This window comes from Paenibacillus sp. ISL-20, assembly GCF_018613005.1.
GTDB lineage: Bacteria > Bacillota > Bacilli > Paenibacillales > Paenibacillaceae > Paenibacillus_AQ.
This window is the reverse complement of record NZ_JAGGRD010000045.1, coordinates 1-17402: the sequence shown is the minus strand read 5'-3', so window position 1 is coordinate 17402 and position 17402 is coordinate 1. Positions and strand designations below refer to the sequence as shown.

At 40.6% G+C, this 17402-nt stretch carries 19 protein-coding genes; 3 read left to right on the top strand and 16 right to left on the bottom strand.

The annotated features are described in order from the left end of the window. A partial coding sequence (locus tag J7E85_RS24710; protein WP_215162515.1) for a hypothetical protein occupies window positions 1–285 on the top strand: 285 nt, incomplete at its 5' end. Between the two features lie 344 nt (window positions 286–629). Here the strand turns inward: J7E85_RS24710 and J7E85_RS24705 are convergent. The 8 genes from J7E85_RS24705 to J7E85_RS24670 all read right to left on the bottom strand — a co-directional run bounded on the left by J7E85_RS24705 (window position 630) and on the right by J7E85_RS24670 (window position 6969). Continuing rightward, window positions 630–2093, bottom strand: a complete 1464-nt coding sequence (locus tag J7E85_RS24705) for a chitinase (RefSeq protein ID WP_215162513.1) — start codon at window positions 2091–2093, stop codon at window positions 630–632. 705 nt (window positions 2094–2798) lie between these two features. Continuing rightward, window positions 2799–3407, bottom strand: coding sequence for a YdcF family protein (locus tag J7E85_RS24700; RefSeq protein WP_215162512.1), 609 nt, complete (start codon window positions 3405–3407; stop codon window positions 2799–2801). Window positions 3408–3569: 162 nt separating this feature from the next. Then, window positions 3570–4112 carry a GNAT family N-acetyltransferase gene (locus tag J7E85_RS24695; RefSeq protein ID WP_215162510.1) on the bottom strand — a complete coding sequence of 181 codons (543 nt, stop codon included), beginning with the start codon at window positions 4110–4112 and terminating at the stop codon, window positions 3570–3572. A gap of 46 nt (window positions 4113–4158) precedes the next feature. After that, window positions 4159–4701, bottom strand: coding sequence for a hypothetical protein (locus tag J7E85_RS24690; protein WP_215162508.1), 543 nt, complete (start codon window positions 4699–4701; stop codon window positions 4159–4161). Window positions 4702–4731: 30 nt separating this feature from the next. Beyond that, window positions 4732–5154: a hypothetical protein gene (locus tag J7E85_RS24685; protein ID WP_215162506.1), complete on the bottom strand. Its 423-nt coding sequence runs from the start codon at window positions 5152–5154 to the stop codon at window positions 4732–4734. A gap of 55 nt (window positions 5155–5209) precedes the next feature. Next, window positions 5210–5782, bottom strand: coding sequence for a P-loop nucleotide/nucleoside kinase family protein (locus J7E85_RS24680; RefSeq protein ID WP_215162503.1), 573 nt, complete (start codon window positions 5780–5782; stop codon window positions 5210–5212). Between the two features lie 41 nt (window positions 5783–5823). After that, window positions 5824–6309: a 2'-5' RNA ligase family protein gene (locus J7E85_RS24675; protein ID WP_215162501.1), complete on the bottom strand. Its 486-nt coding sequence runs from the start codon at window positions 6307–6309 to the stop codon at window positions 5824–5826. 75 nt (window positions 6310–6384) lie between these two features. After that, window positions 6385–6969 (bottom strand): DUF3267 domain-containing protein, encoded by a 585-nt coding sequence (locus J7E85_RS24670; protein WP_215162499.1) that lies wholly within the window; start codon window positions 6967–6969, stop codon window positions 6385–6387. Between the two features lie 353 nt (window positions 6970–7322). Here J7E85_RS24670 and J7E85_RS24665 point away from each other — a divergent pair, with 353 nt between their 5' ends. Continuing rightward, window positions 7323–9587, top strand: coding sequence for a PQQ-dependent sugar dehydrogenase (locus tag J7E85_RS24665; RefSeq protein WP_215162497.1), 2265 nt, complete (start codon window positions 7323–7325; stop codon window positions 9585–9587). Between the two features lie 101 nt (window positions 9588–9688). On the opposite strand, the gene J7E85_RS24660 is transcribed toward J7E85_RS24665, so the two are convergent. Both J7E85_RS24660 and J7E85_RS24655 read right to left on the bottom strand, forming a co-directional pair. Then, window positions 9689–11452: a SulP family inorganic anion transporter gene (locus tag J7E85_RS24660; protein WP_215162495.1), complete on the bottom strand. Its 1764-nt coding sequence runs from the start codon at window positions 11450–11452 to the stop codon at window positions 9689–9691. Window positions 11453–11609: 157 nt separating this feature from the next. Next, the gene (locus J7E85_RS24655; protein ID WP_076321867.1) at window positions 11610–11945 is read right to left on the bottom strand and encodes an ArsR/SmtB family transcription factor; all 336 of its coding nucleotides are present in this window, start codon (window positions 11943–11945) and stop codon (window positions 11610–11612) included. A gap of 191 nt (window positions 11946–12136) precedes the next feature. Here J7E85_RS24655 and J7E85_RS24650 point away from each other — a divergent pair, with 191 nt between their 5' ends. Then, window positions 12137–12775: a hypothetical protein gene (locus J7E85_RS24650; RefSeq protein WP_215162488.1), complete on the top strand. Its 639-nt coding sequence runs from the start codon at window positions 12137–12139 to the stop codon at window positions 12773–12775. A 66-nt stretch (window positions 12776–12841) separates the two neighbouring features. Here J7E85_RS24650 and J7E85_RS24645 read toward each other — a convergent pair whose 3' ends face one another. From J7E85_RS24645 to J7E85_RS24620, 6 genes are all read right to left on the bottom strand, one after another. Continuing rightward, on the bottom strand, window positions 12842–13354 hold the full coding sequence (locus J7E85_RS24645; RefSeq protein ID WP_215162486.1) for a DUF6886 family protein: 513 nt from the start codon (window positions 13352–13354) through the stop codon (window positions 12842–12844). A gap of 107 nt (window positions 13355–13461) precedes the next feature. Beyond that, on the bottom strand, window positions 13462–14115 hold the full coding sequence (locus tag J7E85_RS24640; protein ID WP_215162484.1) for a uridine kinase family protein: 654 nt from the start codon (window positions 14113–14115) through the stop codon (window positions 13462–13464). A 199-nt stretch (window positions 14116–14314) separates the two neighbouring features. Further along, a complete protein-coding gene (locus J7E85_RS24635) occupies window positions 14315–14740 on the bottom strand; it encodes an NUDIX hydrolase (protein WP_215162482.1) in 426 nt (141 codons plus the stop codon). 357 nt (window positions 14741–15097) lie between these two features. Then, window positions 15098–15910: a DUF2785 domain-containing protein gene (locus J7E85_RS24630; protein WP_215162480.1), complete on the bottom strand. Its 813-nt coding sequence runs from the start codon at window positions 15908–15910 to the stop codon at window positions 15098–15100. Window positions 15911–16036: 126 nt separating this feature from the next. After that, the gene (locus J7E85_RS24625; RefSeq protein ID WP_483311341.1) at window positions 16037–16615 is read right to left on the bottom strand and encodes a DUF6933 domain-containing protein; all 579 of its coding nucleotides are present in this window, start codon (window positions 16613–16615) and stop codon (window positions 16037–16039) included. A gap of 227 nt (window positions 16616–16842) precedes the next feature. Continuing rightward, entirely contained in the window at window positions 16843–17370 is a 528-nt protein-coding gene (locus tag J7E85_RS24620) for a GNAT family N-acetyltransferase (protein ID WP_215162475.1), read from the bottom strand. Window positions 17371–17402 lie beyond the last annotated feature (32 nt).

Genomic DNA, 17402 nt, shown 5'->3' with positions numbered 1-17402 from the left:
GCATACCGCAAGCAACCAGATTCAGCATTTGTGCGAAATATCGTACAATCGGGCTTGCCGTCAGCAACCAGACTCAGCTTTTGTACGATATATCGTACAATTGGGCATACCGCAAGCAACCAGATTCATCATTTGTACGATATATCGTACAATTGGGCTTGCCGTCAGCAACCAGACTCGGCATTTGTGCGATATATCGTACAATTGGGCTTGCCGTCAGCAACCAGACTCGGCATTTGTGCGATATATCGTACAATTGGGCTTGCCGTGGGCGGACAGGTTTAGCTTTTGTACGATATTTCGTACAAAAGGGCATACCGCAAGCAACCAGACTCAGCATTTGTGCGAAATATCGTACAAAATAGACACACCGCCGGCGGCAAACCTCGAGTTTTGTTCGAAAAATCATACTAACGAGCGCACCACGACCGTCTAGTTTCGGCAAAAAAACCAAACAGAAACCTCTCCATGTTAATGATGGTTTTATACCACCACATATCAAAGAGAGGTTTCCTTTTTGATAACTATAATCTACTTAATGGTCGACAGCCATCCACACAGCTCCGGACCACGCGACGTGCGCACAAGGAGCAGTACGCACGTTGTACTCATTGCACAGTATCCTTAAGTTAAGGCAGCGTGTTCAAGAATGGTCTCACCGTTTTGGCAAGCGTGTAATTCGTGGTGGCATCCCAGTTAATGGACCAAGTCATTGCTCCCCGTATATCAGGGTATTTAGCAACGGGCTTATAACTTCCACAGCTGTTTCCAGTTGCTAGACAATTGAGGGCATTATTTACGACCGTTGGAGATACATATCCGCCTCCAGCTGCTGAAGAGGTAGCAGGCACGCCCAATCCCAATTGGGAAGGTGATACCCACTGCAGCGTTAAGTCCGAAAGAGCCGTAAGGAAATCAACAGTGCCTTGAGAATAGCACTTTCCGTCACGACCTAGCATGCATCCGGAATTATAATACTGGACGTTAATTACGGTTGTAATATCCTTTAGATTGTTATACAGCTGCATATAGGAGGTGTTTGGATTCTGCATGTCTATCGTTTGGGGAGCCATCGTCAGAACAAAATCATTTCCTGCTTTTTGTTTCAGTTGACGGATCGCATTGGTTAAGTTAGGTACATTCATGCCATGCTCCAGATCAATGTCTATACCATCAAGTCCAAATTGAGTGATGATTCCGTACATGCTGTTCACAAAGTTCGCTACATTCGGGGAAGGGTTATTCAAATTAATGTTCCCCTTTTCCCCTCCAACGGATATAATGACCTTCTTACCTTGAGCACGTTTAGCCTGAATATCCGCGATCAGTTCAGCATTTGTGTACCCACCAAGAGCAGCGGATAGCGCAGAATCTACAGTGAAAGTGACACCACCAGGGTTAGCAGGGTCCATCTCGGCAAACGCTAACACAATGATGTCGTACTGATCCGGTATATCTCTCACTTTCAATTTGCTGGCACCATTGACAAAGTTCTGCCAGTACCCTGTCAATATATGCTTCGTCGGTTGGGGACCTCCGCCTGGTCCTTCTGTAGTTGTTGCATTCACGGTCGCACTAGCAGGGGAAAGATTCCCGGCAGCATCCTTAGCAATGACCTTAAAAGAATATGTCGTTTTCGGTGAAAGACCCATTATTGTCGCTGTCGTACCGGTAACAGAAGTGGCAAGGGCTGAGCCTTGGTATACATCATATCCTGTCACGCCTACATTGTCCGTAGATGCTTGCCAGGATAAAGTAACACTTGAAGAGGTGACTGCGCTTACAGTTACATTCATAGGGGTTATCGGAGCTACAGTATCACCACCTCCACCCCCTTGAACAAACTGCCACAATGCAGGAACATTAGGCGGTTCCCACCCGGGTAATGAGGTATGAGATTGAATAGCTTTATACGCTTTCCCATCGTATGTCACGTTGTCGTTTACGGCATAAGACACATTGGGTGCCCAAGCACCCCGTTCTGCTGCAGAAACCTCTAGGGGAAAAAAGTTCATAATCATAGACACGACAACCAATAAAGGCAACGTCATCACTCTCGATTTGTCCAGCACTCTGGATAAACCCTTGTTCATCCATTAATCCCTCCTCAATAATTGATATTTAAGCTTTAGCCCTATCTTGCATAAGACGACAAACATCACCTCCTGTATAAAATACAAACGTCCTGTTACATTCTCTAAAACCAGAATGATCCATTTCACTTACTCAATTTTGATTCATTTACATATTTCGCAAGTTGATTTATATGTTAAAAATTTACTTTATATGTTAATTATTATAAATAGCTCTGGAGGATCAATTTAGTCTATGTAAGAAGATTTTCAAAAGACCTAGGCCAGGGTTGCTTCCCTATTTTGCAAGATAAAAATAACCGTCCTCCTTGAAGTGTGTTCAGGAAAACGGCCGCTGTATGGTTAGTTTGGTTATGGGTTATGTTTCGAGAATCTCCCGGATAGATTTCGCCACTCTCACGGCCGTATGGAATGGTGATAAAAACCCAACTCTTCATCAGGCAGCACCACGCATGCGGATCATGCTTCCGATCCCTGTTGCACCCAGATTTCTTAATTGTACTTCTCCAAGGTTGAAATCCGGGGGCAAAGGGGACTGCTCCGCTTCTCCAGCATGCTTCCGCCTTCTCCGTTGGAGTCTGGAAGACCCTTAAAAGCGAATAATCGCAAATAAGTAGCATACTTATCAAACATGCTTCAATATAGCAGGTTCGAACCTTAGTCACAGTTAAAGATTGGGTATACTCAGCGAAATCCTGATAATTTTCAAATCTCAATATCTGCATCAACAAAATATCGGCCCTTTACCCCGCCAATCACTTTGTTAAGCTCACTCAGTACACGCTTCTCTTCGAAAGGATTGGTCCACCAATTGTCTCGTCTTCCTAGAGAACGATCGTCCGGGCACCACACATACTCATACCAAGGGGGCATAAAGGTCCTGAGCATCAGTTGACATCTGCGCATATGACCAGGTGCACTGACGAGCAAGAGTCGATGGATTCGTTGTAATCCCAATGCCCGGTCAAGCACGGTTAGGGAGGCCATAATGTTTTCCTTCGTATGGTTGGACATCGTTTCAATAAAAATGGATTCTGCCGGAACACCCATTTCTATCGCTTCATCCCGCATCATGACTGCTTCGGGTTGCTCCCACTCGCCAAATCGGTCTCCACCAGTTAATAATAGATAGGGGGCGCGTCCACTTTTGTATAATTCAACCGCTTTCCATACTCGATCCAGGTTTTTTCCGCCAAACACAAAGATACAATCTCCGGACTGCGTACCATCATCCGCTTCCGTTTCCGCCCCGAATACCACCGTTGTGATCTGTTCTCTCGTTAATGTCTCCGGATTCATCTGTGAGATCAACAATAAGAACGCCTCCCGTTTATCATGTTCATCAAACCCAAGCAATGCTTGGTCGACTTCAGTATCGATAAAATTGCAATAGCTTTGCAGCGTCTGGAGCCCTCATTGTCCCATTAATTTGGACTGAACGGCAGCAGCATCCGTTAGGAAACTCTATACTTTAATCTAATCTACAGATTTAACACGCTTTGCCATAATAATATCCGGTTTTCCTATTCCATTCGCATCTGGTATAACGCCGACGATTACAAAACCTAACTTTCTATAAAAGTTCGCTGGGTGATCTAGACTTTCAAAATTGGATAGATGGGCCGGAATATCATCATACAAATTCACGTTTGCTAGACTGGTTTGATTATACTCATCATCCGTACCCAATATGATGGATATACCTCCGCGTTGGTAGACCTGACGTTCAAAATCGATCACTAATAACTTGCCAAAGCCTCGCATTCTACCATCTTTTCTAATAACTAACGGATGCAGTTCCCACACATTACCGTCATACTGACTTCTCCCGCCAATCCACCCGATAACTTCATCATCCCCATTAACTAATACTCTACTAATTGAATCATCACTAAGAGATTCGAAAACTTCACGTATGGCAGAATCTATTGTGGGCCATGCTTCAAAACTCTCATGCAATAGCCTAGCTGTTTGATTTATCTTTTCTATGTCATTTTCTAACAAATCAATTATGATCATGCATGTACTCCCACCATTCTTTAGGTTCTATAACTTCATCTCATTCCTATAGATTATTCAAAAAAAGACGGATCACACGATCGTCCCATACCTGCACCTCTATATATCGTTCTGGTCCATGATCTCCATCTTTATTCCATTCTTGCGGCCAACCATATTCGTCCACCAGCCGGAGGATTTCATTCTTTAAGTAGACCTTCCCTCTGTAAGGCTTTCCGTCTTTATAACGCATTGTGGGAAATAAGTCACCATACGTAAAACTAATCGTCTCGGGGTCAACATCATCGAGGGGAATCTTGACTTCCCTCCCGTTCTGATACCACCGCTTGATCCATTCACAAGGGCCAAGTGTCATGTAATGTGGATATTTATTCATCGCCCTGCCACCCTTGGCTATGAATAGCTCTTTTGCATACGACTCTATTCCACGTCGGATTACGATATAATCATCTGCACGTTGACTCGCAAACATATTTTTATTTTGTTGAAGTCTTCTCTGTACTTGCTGCGCTTCTTCTATGGATAGTGTGGATAAATTTCGAAAGGGTCCGTTTGCTGCATCATAATAATGATATAAGAATAATTCCATAACTCCTTCCTTTCCTTGATTACAGCGATATTATTTCGCTCGTAGATTTAAAACCCACTCATGTTTCTCAGAAGTCTCTGAAGCGTCAAATGTCAGCCCGTCCATGGTCAGCTTACCCTGATTCCATTTTAATCTGGATACTTGTAGCTTTTGATCAGTTGACTGCACATTCATGGGATGATCAGGAATCTCCATCTCAATCTCATGATCATTTATGATTCTGACCTTTGATTTATGAGAAGAAATGACTGGAAGTCCACTTCCATATATCATATAGAGACCATACTTTTGATTATTTTCTTCATAAAAATACACACCCGTCCCTTTTGCATCCCACTCCCGATTTACAATGGTCGTCCATATTTCATATTCATTCTTCATCCATTGATTAACATGAAATAATAAAAACATGGATAGGACCACTGCAAGGACAAGTATTAATTGTTTTTTCATAGGCTACTCCATATTATTAAATAGGGCTCATCCTTTATATTTCACGACTTGTTATTTATCGATTTCCACTTTCGATTTTCTGCTTCTCACCCTCGATGTAGTCATATACTTTTGTAATCTCATCTTCGTAGTTTTCTTTAATTTCAAAATAAGGGACAGCAGAAGCTAAACACTTTTCACGGAAAGCATCATGCTCCTGTATATAATCTGTAACCGTTCCTTCTTCAGGATACATCCGAGTTTCGATAGCATTTCGATGTTGAATGATGTTGGATTGAAAGTTTTGCTGAATATACGTGGTTGAGAACCCCAAGAATACCGGTATGATGTGCGCTGAGTAGGATGGCTCGATATCTTGAAGATGGTGAGGCAGGATGTAGCAGCCCTCAATGATTAGATTCTGATTATTCTCGATGTTCGTCTTGATGATCCCCTTGAGGATCGGCCATAATTTTTCACCGATAAACTCTGTTGAATCCAAGGGGGTGAAGCCACAGTTCATATCCGCTCTGTATAATCCCATTTTCAAATGGTCGATCGAAAGATATGGAACGTGATACCTCTCCAGCAATTGTTGCGCCATATAGGTCTTCCCCGTGCAGCTATTCCCGCTGATTAGTATGATCATGTTCGTCACAATCCTCCTTTAATGGCATAGGCATCAACTCGTTAGGCAAAATCAGCCCTTTTTTTATATTTCTCTTTTTTATCCGCTCTATAGAACAAGCTGATATGAGTTGCTTGAAATTCTTGAACTGAGCTAACATACGACTCCAGCTCTTTCTTCATTTCGATGATCGAGTCAGAAACTACAGATTTTCGAGCAACCGTGATATGCGGTTTGTATCGTTCTAACTCAAAACATTTCATGATTTGTTCCTGATTGGGGTTAAATATCGTTACAAGTCTCTTATGTAGTTCTATTAACTCATGGGATTTCACTTCTAAATAAAGGACATCCATATTCCCGAAAAATTTTAGGTCTCCCACACGTATTGGAAAATCACCAAATTCCGAAATCACCTTTTGACACGGTGGTAGCCACCCTATATCTTCCGTTAGTCCACACGATGCTTTTACCGTAATGTGGGGTCCGGAACTTTGATGACCGTTATACTTGTCTCTTAATTTTATAATTTTATCGTGAATATCCATGGGTGGGACAATTCCGAAGTAATACTCCAATGCAGCTACACCTCGCTTTATAAGCTATTGCGGTCCATGATGATATTACTGCAAACGGTAGTATCCTCTACAAAATATACTATTCTTAGGTTTAATAAGAATTAAAAAAGAATTGATGATATCTGAAGATGATATGACCATGTTAAACCAACAAATATATAACATGAGTGATTTCATGAATCCGCTCATACCTATTGAAGCAAAAGCTGGAACTATAGACAACATCATAAGCGGAAGACTCATGAATAACCAAAACCTCTTTTTAGAAAGGGGAGTATCTGTACTAAGCCAAAAAAATATGCCGCTAAATGTCAAACTTATATCACCAAGCTTATAGATAACTATAATGTGAAAGAACTCATGTATCACGAATATACAAGCACTAAATAGGATTAATGTTATATAAAACACAACACTACTACTGGTACTGCTAAATACTGGATTGGTTTCCGTAATCAATTGTGAGATTAAATCAACGCCAAAAACAAGGCCAGGTGCTAATGCAATACTTATCATTAACAAATATACAAACTTCATATAATGTGTTCGGAACCAAGGCTTTCGAATAAAAGGAATCCATGAAGAAAAATCAGTATCTGTTGCAGGAAGATTTTTAAACCATAAAATCATGTGTTAATTTCGCTCCTTTTCCAATTCAATCGGTACCTCTTTGATGCACGACCACTACATAGTTCCCGTTAATGATCATCCATCATATGTTCTTGTAGCGGGGCTTCTTCCATGATTATACATCTGTCCACAAGAAGGCGACAGCCAGAAATTACAGAAGAGATCAACTTCTCTTCTCAGAAACCATACATTGGGATTTTATTCAAAAAATTAAACCCTTTTTTATCCAAATGTGGTAAAGTAGAAGTCGAAAGTATAAGCGGTTTAACTTTTGGAAAGGAGGAATTCATGATTCATTGCTTGTCAAAGCCTTCCCCTGTTGTCATTCCAAAAATTAAAAAGGAAGTGTCGCGATGATCACACGAAGCAAAATGATGGTCTTAAGTCTCTGCATTTGTATGTTGATCACATTATTTCCTACATTGGGCTTTGCTGAGGCAGAGGTTGAGGAAGAAACGGCAGCTGCTGCTGTGCCGAGTCCGTGGAAGCAACAAAATATCGGTTCACCGTCGGTGAAGGGCAATGCTTCTTATGATCCAACTGCTGATCAATTTTCCGTAAGCGGTGCGGGCAAGGACATCTGGGGTAAATCAGATCAGTTTAACTATGTGTACCAGCCGTGGACGGGAGACGGCGCAATTATCGCCCTTGTCTCTTCTCAAACCAATTCACACGAATTCGCGAAGGCCGGTATCATGATAAGGGAAACGCTGAATGCTGATTCCAAGCATGTCGATTTGCTGTTGACGCCTTCGAACGGGTTCACATTCCAGTACCGGGCCGAAACAGGCGGAACTTCCCAAAGCGAGAAAATTGCATCGACCAGCCCAGCCTGGATAAAGCTAGAACGTAAAGGCAACGTCATCAAAGGATATGTATCCAACAACGGATTGAACTGGGGAGATTTAGGCAATGTGACTCTAAACATGAATGCCTCGTTGTATGTAGGATTGGCTGTCAGCAGCCATAATGAGTCTAAATTAAGCACGGCTATTTTTGACAAGGTGAAGGTAAATGCGTCAGGTGATGTATACCCGCCTACCGAACCGACCCACTTGCAAGCAACCAGTGTAACCGATACAACGGCAAGTATATCCTGGACAGCATCATTGGATGATGTTGGCGTGAAAGATTATGACGTGTATAAAGACGATGTGTTGGCGCAAGCGAATGTAACGGATATTTCCTACACCTTTACCGGTTTAACCCCGAATACCACATATAATTTCACGGTCAGGGCAAGAGATACAGCAGGGAATATTTCCAATGCCAGCAGTCCTCTCACCGTGAAAACGACGAACCAAACCGATACTCAGGCACCGACTGCCCCAACAGAACTTGTAAGCTCAAGCAAAACATCTTCATCAGTCCATTTGACCTGGACGGCATCAACAGATGACGTAGGCGTGTACGAGTACGATATTTATAGAAATGGCTCATTAGCAGGCAACACGTCTGCCACATCCTTCAAGGTAACAGGGCTTACGGCAAATACCACATACAGCTTCACCGTTAAAGCCAGGGATTTAGCAGGAAATATATCTGTGGACAGCCAGGCGTTGTCGGTTAAAACGAACCCTGCCTCTTCCGATCCATATACACCAGAGGTTGTCGCTAACAACTTGGAAACGCCATGGGCTATCGATTTCGCTCCGGATGGACGGATCTTCTTCACGGAACGCAACAGCGGCAGAGTTCGTGTCGTTGAGAACGGGAATTTGAAATCAACGCCGGTCATTACGCTCAGTTCTCCTTTTTATTATATGCCTAAGAGTGAAGGCGGCTTATTGGGACTGGCGCTTGATCCTAATTTTGCCACCAATCATTACATGTATATCTATCATTCCTACAAAACATCCGACAACAAAGTAGCCAACAGGGTTGTTCGTCTTAAAGAGAATAACAACAAAGCTACAATTGACAAGGTTCTGATCACTAATCTTCCTGGTGCGGTCTATCACAATGGCGGCCGCTTGAAAATAGGCCCGGACAACAAACTGTATTTCGGTGACGGCAACTACGGAAATAAAGATGATACACTCTCTTACCTCGGAGGGAAGATATTCCGCCTGAATTTGGATGGTACCATTCCTGCCGACAATCCATTTGGCGCCTCTTCTCCAATCTATAGCCGTGGACACCGGAACCCTCAAGGATTAGCATGGCAGCCTGGAACGAACCGTCTCTTTGAATCGGAGCATGGTGAATCCTCTAAGGACGAAATCAACTTCATAGAGCCCGGTAACAACTACGGCTGGCCTAAATATGACGGCGGAAATCAGAATCAAGCGGGCATCACGCCTCCACTGATATATGCAAGCGGTACAACCTGGGCTCCCTCCGGCATGACCTTTGTAACTCAAGGGCCATGGGCAGGCAATCTTCTTGTTACCAACCTAAAAGGTAAACAGATCATCCGCATGGTCATTGGAGAGCAGAACGGAAAGCCGACGATCAACAGTAGTGATCTTAATTATCTGTTTGTGAATAAATACGGCCGCATTCGCGACATTGTCGAAGCGCCGGACGGTTCGCTTTATTTCGTTACCAGTAACAATGGCGACAAAAATGGTGACGGCACTCCGGATAAACTTGTTCGATTGGTTCCTAACTTCTAGCGAATTTGAATCATGTTAATAGCTATACAAACCAGCGCGTGCCGATACCACATTGGCACACGCTGGTTTAAGTTACAGCTGAAACCACAGATCATATAATTTCATCGACTTGCTGTATCTAAGCAACGAGCTCCTTGTATCGCTTCCTTTTGGAGTTCCTTGCTCGATAATGCTGTACATTCGCGGAAAGCAAAATGTTTACATCCTAAACATTGGTTATGATCCAATCGGGATAATGCGTAATCAATCGCCTCACCCGTATGCCCAAAGAAGTGAGCCGCCCCGATAAGATCAAACAAACCAGTTCTCTTCAATACTTCCATAGGCTGTGGTTGGACACCTGTAATAAGAACCATCCCACCAAACTTCTCGAAGTGTTTAACCAAGCTGGTTAAATTGTGCTCCCCTGTTGTATCCATAAAGGGTACTTTCCCCATGCGTAGAAGTAAGACTCTAGGTCTTTGATGAATCGTATCCATGATCGACTTCTCAAACATGTTCGCGGCACCAAAAAAGAGCGGACCTTCAATTGTGTACATACCGATTTGGGGACAATCATGCCCCTCGGTTACCATGTGTGCCTTTACTTTTTCATGGTTATCAGCTGGATCGGGAAGCACTTTAGTTACTCTCAAAACGTCACTCATTCGTTTCACAAACAGAATGACAGCCAAGATTAATCCCACTTCAACAGCAGTCGTTAAATTTGTAAATACGGTTAGGATAAATGTTATAAGGAGTACAATGGAATCGCTCGTTTTGGTTTTCAAGACGTGAGCAAATTCTTTCCGTTCGCTCATATTCCAAGCAACGAGCATCAGGATGGGAGCCATACTGGCAAGTGGAATCTCAGATGCATAAGGTGCAAACAAAATGAGTACCAAAAAAACAACAATACCATGTATTATTCCGGACATAGGCGAGACAGCACCGTTTTTGATATTGGTTGCTGTCCGTGCAATGGCACCAGTTGCTGGAATACCTCCAAATAGAGGTGTCACCATATTCGCGATGCCTTGCCCAATCAGTTCACGATTGCTATGATGACGACTGCCGGTCATGCCATCAGCGACAACTGCCGATAACAAAGACTCAATACCACCCAACATCGCGATAATAAAAGCGGGACGAATCAGCATTACAATACGGTCCCAGGTTATTTGCGGAAAATGGAATTGAGGTAATGTACTAGGAATTGCTCCGAATGATGATCCAATCGTTGCTACATCACCTTTGAAGAACACAGCCGCAACCACACTGGATACAACAAGCCCCACTAAGGAACCCGGAACCTTCGGCATCATTCTGGGTGTAAGGAGAAGGACAACCAAACAAACCCCGGCTGTTATGACGCTGTAGATATTCGTGGTTGTCAGATGCATCACAATTTCCTTCATGTTGGGCAGAAAATTTTCATGTTTCTCGATGCCACTTAGACCCAAAAAATTAGCAATTTGTCCGCTGAAGATAATTACTGCGATTCCAGCCGTAAATCCAATGGTTACCGGGCGAGGAATAAACTTAATCAACGCACCAAGTTTACATAATCCCATTAAGACAAGGATGATGCCAGCCATGAATCCGGCAATCAGCAAATTTTCGTATCCATATTGCATGACTATAGCGAAAAGGATGGGGATGAATGCACCGGTCGGCCCCCCAATTTGAAATTTAGAGCCTCCGAGCAAAGAAATTAAAATACCGGCAACGATGGTTGTATAAATGCCATACTCAGGTTTGACACCAGCAGCAATAGCAAACGCCATTCCTAATGGAATGGCGATAATACCAACAATCAGGCCTGAAATAAGATCTTTACGAAATGCGGATGCATGATATCCCTCAAATCTTCCCGTCCATTTCATCTGCTTTACCTTCTTTTTTCATATATTTGATTATTTGAATATATGTGAGATGTTACTCCTGCCAATGAATAATGTCAATCGCTAAAATCGTCTATTCTATAAACGAAAAAAACAAGGTGCTCCTGAGTATTGCTCACGGATGCCCTTGTTTTTTTAGTTATGGTTCATTTCGGATGACCTCAAGCAAAGAAATCGCATCAACGAGATGATTATCGAATATCTGCTTTGTAACAGCTAGCAATTCTTTAATCAACGGGTCACGTAAGGAATAAATGACCGATGTTCCGTCTTTTAAGCCAGTAACTACATTTTTATTTCGTAATACTGACAATTGTTGAGAAACGGCTGAACCTTCTGAACCCAAAATACTTTGCAATTCGTTGACGTTTTTATCTCCTTCGCTCAGCACCTCAAGAATTCGAATTCTCATCGGATGAGCCAGCGCTTTAAAAAAATCGGCTTTAAACTGTTGAATATTTTGATTTTGGTTCATGGCTATACTCCCTTAGTGGCTAAACTTTTGAATATATGAATATAATAACACAACCGTATACCAAACATCGCGTAAAAAAGAAACGCATGAGCATCGATTGTGATTTGGTTGCAACTATCGTATAATACCCTTTATATTCAAATTTTTGAATATTTGATTTTATGTCATTAATAAATGAGGAGTGGATGCGAATGTCAGGCTTTATGGTTAATGATCCATCTCAACAAGATTCGCCATCCATTCACCCATCGACTTCTTTATTAAAAAAAGTGAGCAGACAAGCAGTCATTACGGTTGGTATTCAAGCTCTGCATGAGGTCGGATCCGATCCTATTTGCAAAGTCTGCATTGCCAATGGAGGCTCCTGCTGTAATGGTTGCAGGCATCTTGCGGACGGAATTGGATGCCAGCAACGTAATACAAGTTGTACGGCATGGTTATGTGGGTTTCTTAAATTTTTGTTGTATGAAACAGGCCTGTTACGAGAATGGAATGACTTTTGGGACCAAGTACCGGGACAAGATTTTCGTGAGGATTTCACCCCAGAAGTTTTCTTCATGGAAAAGTCGTTACACCTTCCGGACATTCGAAATCTTAGCGAAGCTTTGGCTGCTGATCTTCAGGAGTTAGCCAGAACTCACATTGCGATTGGGTTCATACTTACGCTTCGGGAAAAAATAGATAAAAATATTGACCAATTGGAGTATTTTGAAGATGATCCAAAAAAGCAAATCAGCCTTAAAAGAAGCATTAAAATGTTATCAGGTCCTTTTTATCGTTTTCAAAAAGAATTACATGAATATCGTCAAAAGCTTCAGAACACTAACTAACAACTGCAGGTTCTAGATCTGCTAGTTTACGGAGCATCTGCTAGTTTACGGAGCATCTGCTCCCTCCTACAATTTCTTGGCATTATTAAACCTATGTATTCCGTATTCATTAAAATCTGAAGAAATAATTGATTCCCTAAGAGGACATAAATTGGGTGTAAACCTTAATTCAATTCCCTTACTTAACAGTCTCTCAACCAGTCGATCAATCTTCTCTATACCCATTGGTTTTACGGTTTGATCGGAAATATAATATCCTGCAGTCTTATCAAAAACTTCAAACCCCTCGTCTTCAAATTGGTACTTATACAACGTTTGCTGAACGATTCTTACATACCAATCATTTTCTACAGTTACAATGATGTCAGCCAACGTATTATTAAAAAATAACTCATTGTTTCTCTCGCTGATATCCTCTGTTCTTCTACATACGATTCGCGGACAATCCCTTGGGAAGTAGTAGGAGAATTCATGTTCCGCATCGATTGCCCAAACAACTGCCGGGAAATCCGGTCGATTCTGTTTTTCTCTTGGGATGAAGATTTCAATATCAGCCTCTTCGCTAAAATGAAAAAGCATTCATGCACCTCATTTCTTCCATGATTATACATCTATCAACCAAGGGGCGATAGCCATAATGTGTGAAGTGATTGTTAGTTGAAGTATACTTCTTCCTGATTATACATTTAAAGATTTCTAATTGTTCTAAGTATTTCTCTTTTTACTTGCTCTACCACGCTATTTTTTTCTTGATTTGCATCAATTATGAGATCTGCCTTTTCCTTTACCCGGATTCCATTGAGTAAATACATCTCCTTGACTCCTCCATATAAATAATCCGATAAAAAATGATCCAGCAAGCTTATTAAAACTTCCGGATCATGCTTTAAGTTCTTAATCAGATCATAGATTCTTCTTCCAAGAGATACCTCGGGACTAACATCCAGGTAAATTACTAAATCTATGAGATCTGCCACTTCATCCCTTTCCTTTCCAAAAGGCTCTTCAAGTAATATGATCTCACCTGGTTTTAATTCTAGTTTTTCTTTTGGTTTCAAATTACCATACTCTTCTGCCCAACCAATTCCCTTATTTAGGATTACGGATTCACCATTTATAAGACAGATTAAATGTTCTCTAAGCAATGGTGTTTTAATTTCATTTGGATCTCCTCCACTGTGAATCCAACTAACAATACTCTCTGGAAAGTCTTTTCTTGGTACGTAGTCATCGAAAAACAATGTTACGCAAGACAGTAGCTCTTTAGCTAATTCAATAACCAATGTACTCTTTCCAGACCCGGAATAACCGCTAACTGCAACTACTAAAGGTCTTTGCATCTACATCATCTCCTATAAAAAATATAAGAGCAGATCTCAGTAGAGATCCGCTCTTATTGTTGATCATCATAACATAGAAATTGTGCATTTCAAGTACTTCTAAAGATTTTAATGCCTCGAGCAGACTGAGTGCAGAACGTCGTGCAGCGTGAGCATATGGTTAGATGATGTATGCAGCGTCTTTATATACTCTATACTCTCATATATTCTTCTCGTCATTAAATTCAATACAAAACGGTTGCGTTTCTGGGCTTAAACAGTACTCAATTCTTTGTCTAAAATCTTTCCATTCAACTTTTTTCAGTGCTTCTTCTATTGGAAAAAAGCCTGACTCCAAGCTCTCTGATGATTGTATTAATTCTCCACCTATAGGCTTCGCTAAAAATAGTGTATTGCAAATTGAATTTCCTACGTTCTGAAATATTCCACAGAATTTGATAATTTCTATGTCTATCCCTGACTCCTCTTTGGTTTCTCTTATGGCTGCGTGACTTAAAGATTCTCCTACTTCAACTTGACCACCAGGCATCTCCCAGCCTCTTCTTGGTCCTTTAATAAGCAACAATTCGTTTTTTTCATTTATTACAATGGCAGCTGCCGAAACAATATGCTTGGGTGGATTCATAAAAGTCTCTCCTTAATCGATTGATATAATTATGATCTAAGGTATTTTTGTTTCTAAATGCTCTTTCGCAGGTTTCACCTAACTTTCTTGTATTCACGACGTCGATCTCCCATAGATCGTTCCTATCTTAGGGAGATCGATGTGTCCAGCTGATTCCGCCCTGTTATCTGAGCTCGCTCCAGTCGAATCCTCTTCAACTCCGGCCGGACCAAGGGGCATTGCCCCCGATGCGTGAATATGGTGTTGTATGACGTACTCAACTTCTGTGAGATTCTTTAACCAACTACTCGCAGCGTGAATATGTTGTTATCGGATGTTCGGGACTTCTTCGATTTAGCTAGAATTAGATTTGTTTTTTTAAAGCTGTTTTAATGTTTTTATTATTTCATTTGTTATAACTTCAGATCCGCTAATATCCAGTAATTTAAAATAGACACTTCGTAAAAGGTTTTTGATATTTCCTCTTATAATCTCATCTTGAGGATATATTCCCAATCTTTCAAAGCCTCCAAGTTGTTGCACCCAGTTAATTATAATATTTTTCTTTAGAGTATTACGCTTTACAATTTGAAGAACGACTTCGGCTATCCTTTCATCTTCACCGTTTGTAAAATAATAGTTATTAACACAAGCCTTTGCCCCTACCAATTCTAAAATAAACAATATCTGTTCATGAGAATAATAGGTCGAAGCGACAATTGAATCTAAAGCATCAGCTGAATGTGCAATCGAATGTGCCCATCCCTTGTCTAATACATATCCTCTAAAATCCTTTTCAAGTTCAAAATATAAAGTCACTCTAGAGTAAATATATTCATAATCCGTTTCAGTTAAATAATTGGAGATATCGTTGTAATGTAAAGCAAGTGGTATGAACAATACTGAAAAAGAACGCGTAAATACGGTATCTTGATCGTTATCCCCTATTCCATAGAATAAATGATCATCATCTAAGGTAACGTATAATACTTTTCTTACTGTTTCTATACTTAGTTCTTGATTCATTATCCATTTACTTAAAGTTCCATAAATGAGCTGATCCCTTAATTCCTCATCGATCGACCCAATGTGTTGAATCATTTCTTGAACTACTTGATCAATATCTGTTCCCTCAGGAACCTTATAATTATTATCTCTTACATCTCTCAGAAAGCTTTTAATGTTGTTCATTTTTTTCTCCTTTGGTTTAGGGTTCAGGTACTCAGGTTGCGATATCTCCATCAGGCATACAGGACCGGGGAGCTATTTGCCCCGCTCGGGAACGTAATGTTAGACGATTTTATTAACCTTGATTCATTAACTGTCAAATAATCCTATGTATCGTTTTTCTAATTCCTTATTAAATAAATCTATAGGTCTAAGATATTCTCGTTGATTATTTAGATCTATCGATTTGTAAACTCTACCATTATTCCATCTATTTAAATCATAATAATTATCAAATTCCTTTCCTACTTCCTGCATGATTAGAACAATATCATTTAGTGTTCCGATAATACTTCTATTGTTAGTTGTTGTATAAACAGCTTCATTACACTCGTTTAGGTATTCATTAATTGTTGAATTGTTAATGTTTTCAGATATTAGATAATTCTTTAATTGTTCCTTAAATATATTCTCCAGGTTTTTGTATTGGGTACTTCTAATTCCTGCTAAAGTCAAACTCAATCTCGACAAATCATTTATTAAAACGATATGCTTCCGTTTGTTCACAAAAACGAGATTAGCATGCCAACTAAAGAACGGATCAGCTATGTCAATTGTGGTTATGGTTTTATCGATTTTCATATCCCTTAACAACTTCTTTGTTGATCGGATAACAAGCAAAATATCGCCTCTTCTTTGGTTTGATCTATTTATTATACATGGTTTCACCTAACGTGGTTGTGTTCTTGAGTCCGAGTGGCTTAATGGGGCACAGCGACTAAGTGGCTTCGCCACATAGTATCCTCGCTTAATTGTATTACAGATCTCTCATATAACGGTCTGCAAGAAACCTCTTCCTCGAGGTCTCTCAGCAGCCCACGGGCATCAGCCTGACCGCTGCGCAAACGCATTGTTATGCGATTTCCTTGCCCATCTTCAAATTGCTTCAATCTTTATCAATCTTCAAATTTGTTATACCAGAATACTGCTTTTTCATTAGCTGTCGGAAATTTTGAATAAAGCATATTATCAACTCCACCGATAATAAAATTGTTCTTGGAGTAAAACCTACATGCTGAAATATTAACATCTTGAGTTTCGAGCATAAGACCGATAAGTTTATTCTCCTTTGCCCATTCAATTGCTCTCTCTAGTAGTATTTTCCCAATCCCTTTGTTTCTCCAATTCTTTGCAACAGCGATATCTTCTAATAAAGCATAGCCATTCCAATGAGTACTAAGTTGTATTTGACCTACACAATTATTGTCAACATAATAGAAGTAGACAGCTTTTTTATCGTTATCTATATAACTTACGTCGATGTCTTCATTGTCATATCCCTTAGTATATTGTTCAGAGAATAGTTCTTCCGTGTAAGTCCAAATATCGTCTTCGTATTTAGGAATTATCCTTCCGAATACAGTTAAGTCTTCATTAGACTTATTAAAATCCTCAATATTTTCATGTGTCATTTTAATAATCATAATCCCATGTATGGACTGTCAACAGTAAATCA

Bases quoted from the DNA above. Each gene is read 5' to 3' on its own strand.
- J7E85_RS24705 (WP_215162513.1), bottom strand. From the start codon at position 2,093: ATGAACAAGGGTTTATCCAGAGTGCTGGACAAATCGAGAGTGATGACG.
- J7E85_RS24695 (WP_215162510.1), bottom strand. From the start codon at position 4,112: ATGATCATAATTGATTTGTTAGAAAATGACATAGAAAAGATAAATCAA.
- J7E85_RS24690 (WP_215162508.1), bottom strand. From the start codon at position 4,701: ATGGAATTATTCTTATATCATTATTATGATGCAGCAAACGGACCCTTT.
- J7E85_RS24685 (WP_215162506.1), bottom strand. From the start codon at position 5,154: ATGAAAAAACAATTAATACTTGTCCTTGCAGTGGTCCTATCCATGTTT.
- J7E85_RS24680 (WP_215162503.1), bottom strand. From the start codon at position 5,782: ATGATCATACTAATCAGCGGGAATAGCTGCACGGGGAAGACCTATATG.
- J7E85_RS24675 (WP_215162501.1), bottom strand. From the start codon at position 6,309: ATGGATATTCACGATAAAATTATAAAATTAAGAGACAAGTATAACGGT.
- J7E85_RS24670 (WP_215162499.1), bottom strand. From the start codon at position 6,969: ATGATTTTATGGTTTAAAAATCTTCCTGCAACAGATACTGATTTTTCT.
- J7E85_RS24665 (WP_215162497.1), top strand. From the start codon at position 7,323: ATGATCACACGAAGCAAAATGATGGTCTTAAGTCTCTGCATTTGTATG.
- J7E85_RS24660 (WP_215162495.1), bottom strand. From the start codon at position 11,452: ATGAAATGGACGGGAAGATTTGAGGGATATCATGCATCCGCATTTCGT.
- J7E85_RS24655 (WP_076321867.1), bottom strand. From the start codon at position 11,945: ATGAACCAAAATCAAAATATTCAACAGTTTAAAGCCGATTTTTTTAAA.
- J7E85_RS24650 (WP_215162488.1), top strand. From the start codon at position 12,137: ATGTCAGGCTTTATGGTTAATGATCCATCTCAACAAGATTCGCCATCC.
- J7E85_RS24645 (WP_215162486.1), bottom strand. From the start codon at position 13,354: ATGCTTTTTCATTTTAGCGAAGAGGCTGATATTGAAATCTTCATCCCA.
- J7E85_RS24640 (WP_215162484.1), bottom strand. From the start codon at position 14,115: ATGCAAAGACCTTTAGTAGTTGCAGTTAGCGGTTATTCCGGGTCTGGA.
- J7E85_RS24635 (WP_215162482.1), bottom strand. From the start codon at position 14,740: ATGAATCCACCCAAGCATATTGTTTCGGCAGCTGCCATTGTAATAAAT.
- J7E85_RS24630 (WP_215162480.1), bottom strand. From the start codon at position 15,910: ATGAACAACATTAAAAGCTTTCTGAGAGATGTAAGAGATAATAATTAT.
- J7E85_RS24620 (WP_215162475.1), bottom strand. From the start codon at position 17,370: ATGATTATTAAAATGACACATGAAAATATTGAGGATTTTAATAAGTCT.